The organism is Methylobacterium sp. J-026, assembly GCF_022829585.1.
GTDB lineage: Bacteria > Pseudomonadota > Alphaproteobacteria > Rhizobiales > Beijerinckiaceae > Methylobacterium.
The window spans coordinates 1-2,071 of record NZ_JAKSYC010000126.1; the positions used below are offsets into that span (position 1 = coordinate 1).

At 66.6% G+C, this 2,071-nt stretch carries 3 protein-coding genes and 1 pseudogene; 2 read left to right on the forward strand and 2 right to left on the reverse strand.

Going from position 1 to position 2,071, the window contains the following annotated elements; all coding sequences use genetic code 11:
• On the reverse strand, positions 1-691 hold a 691-nt coding region (locus MKK69_RS12610), incomplete at its 3' end, for an outer membrane protein (RefSeq protein WP_243968228.1).
• A 296-nt stretch (positions 692-987) separates the two neighbouring features.
• On the opposite strand from MKK69_RS12610, the gene MKK69_RS12615 reads away from it, so the two are divergent.
• Positions 988-1,413, forward strand: coding sequence for a hypothetical protein (locus MKK69_RS12615; RefSeq protein WP_243968229.1), 426 nt, complete (start codon positions 988-990; stop codon positions 1,411-1,413).
• Between the two features lie 333 nt (positions 1,414-1,746).
• Positions 1,747-1,974: a hypothetical protein gene (locus MKK69_RS12620; protein WP_243968230.1), complete on the forward strand. Its 228-nt coding sequence runs from the start codon at positions 1,747-1,749 to the stop codon at positions 1,972-1,974.
• Here MKK69_RS12620 and MKK69_RS12625 read toward each other — a convergent pair.
• A pseudogene (locus MKK69_RS12625) lies at positions 1,931-2,071 on the reverse strand (IS481 family transposase); the annotation flags it as partial. The gene MKK69_RS12620 and the pseudogene MKK69_RS12625 sit on opposite strands and share 44 nt — an antisense overlap.

A 2,071-nucleotide genomic window follows, 5' to 3' on the forward strand; every position in this document is an offset into this window, starting at 1 on the left:
TGACGTACAGGCCTTCGACCTTGAGCGTCACGGCCGAGGAGCGGAAGAAGTTCAGGAACGAGTCGGTGGGGAGCGCGTACTCGACGCCGCCGCCGACCGCATAGCCGGTGCGGAAGCTGTCGTTGCCGGCGTAGCCGCCGAAGGAGCGGTCAGCGCTGCCCGAGCCGTAGGCGAAGCCGCCGGTGCCGTACACGAGGGTGCGGTCGAAGGCGTAGCCGAGGCGGCCGCGGACGGTGCCGAAGTAGTCGAGGCTCGACAGGCCGCGCGGGTCGGTGACGTAGTAGCCGGGGGCGAGGGCGCCGTTGATGAAGGCGTTGTTCCGGCTGCGGCCGAAGTCGAGGTACTGGGCGTCGGCCTCGATGCCGACGACCACGCCGGAGCCCGGGGTGAACTGGTAGTTGTAGCCGATCTGGGCGCCGCCGGAGAAGCCGTCCTGGCTGCGGTTGCCGAAGGTGGCGGTGGTGCCGGCGGTGGCGTAGGGGGCCGGGACGCCGAAGGTGGAGTTGTTGTTGCTGCGGCTGCTGGCGTCGAACGCGTAGCCGGCGTTGATACCGAAGTAGGCGCCCGTCCAGGTGAACACCGGCACGGGGGTGAACACCGGCGGCGGGGCGGCGCGGCGGGGAAGGTCGGCGGCGGAAGCGGCCGCCGTCAGGGCGGTGAAGGCGGCCAGCGAGGTCAGGAGCTTGGTCATAACGTAAGGTCCAAATTTCGATCTGACGAGAAGGCTACCGGTCCGTCGATGAAATGGCTGTAGTTTTACGGACACACTGCCGGCTGATGACGTGGGACGGTATAGTAAACCGTCCATGAACATGCGTTGCACGGTCGAAATACAGTGCGATGTACACGGCCAGGCGGCGTAACATCTCGGCGGTGGTTTGGTTGCAGCACCCCGTGACTTTGGTCCGTGGCTGTTGCCGAGATGCTACAGAAGCGATCCGCCGCCCTGCCACAGAATTGGCCCGCCATCGGGTATTCAGCCCCATCATGCCGATCCGGCCCGAGCACCGCTTTTTCTATCCGATCGACTGGCGCGAGCTGTCGCTGGCGATCCGCTTCGGCCGGGCGCAGGGCCGCTGTGAGAGTTGCGGACGGCCGCATGGGCGGATGGTCTACCACCTCGGCGACGGGCGCTGGTGGGACGCGGACGCCGGTCAATGGCGCGATGGCTTGGGGCGCCGGATCCGGATCACTGCGGAAGCTGACATCCTCGGCCGTGCCCGCCGAACCCGGGTGGTCCTGGCCGCCGCCCATCGAGACCATGACACCTCGAACAACGCCGATGCCAACCTCTCGGCTTTCTGCCAGCGGTGCCACATGATCCACGACCGGCCGGAGCATCAGCGAAGGCGCTGGCGCACGCTGTTCAGGTGGAAGGCGCTAGGCGACTTGTTCGGCGGGCCCTACGCGTAGAGCGTCCTCAACTGCCCCCTGACCGCCGTGGCAGCAGAGTAAACGAACGGTTCACCAACTCCGCGCAATTGCTCGGATCGCCTCGATCCTACCGCGATGTGACGACGTTCTACCGGCACAACCACTGGAGATACGCAGCCATGCAGATCCTCAATCCGCTCACCGGACAGATGGTAGAGGTGCGTGTTCCTCGGCCGGGACCGAGGACCGCCTGACCCTCCTGGCAATGCGGACCCACGCATAGCCGCCCCCCGGATCACAAGCGTCTGACCCTGTACCAGCGACCTCAGCCCGCGGCATAAGCCCTGCCCCGCCACGAACCCTAGCGAACCGATGACGCTGTCCGACTTCGACAAGCCTGCCGAACTCACCGTGTGGCCTGGCCATGAGACGGCCCATGTCGCGGACGCCCCCAGCTTCTCGACCTTGCGCGCGGCGCTCGCTGCAGCAGCCGAGGCGATCGACGCAGAGGGTGCCAAGCCCTGGATCATCACCGAGGCCGGCGACATCCTGGCACCTAGATGTTTGGTCCCGGCATTTGGTGGAGCGGGTCTGACCTGAAGCGGCTGGGCTCGGCCGACCATGCCTTGCAGATGGCTTCGTAGGGCGTGAGGCCGCGCAGGGTCTTGAGGCGGCGGGCGAAGTTGTAGGCGCTGAC

Bases quoted from the DNA above. Each gene is read 5' to 3' on its own strand.
- MKK69_RS12620 (WP_243968230.1), top strand. From the start codon at position 1,747: ATGACGCTGTCCGACTTCGACAAGCCTGCCGAACTCACCGTGTGGCCT.
- MKK69_RS12615 (WP_243968229.1), top strand. From the start codon at position 988: ATGCCGATCCGGCCCGAGCACCGCTTTTTCTATCCGATCGACTGGCGC.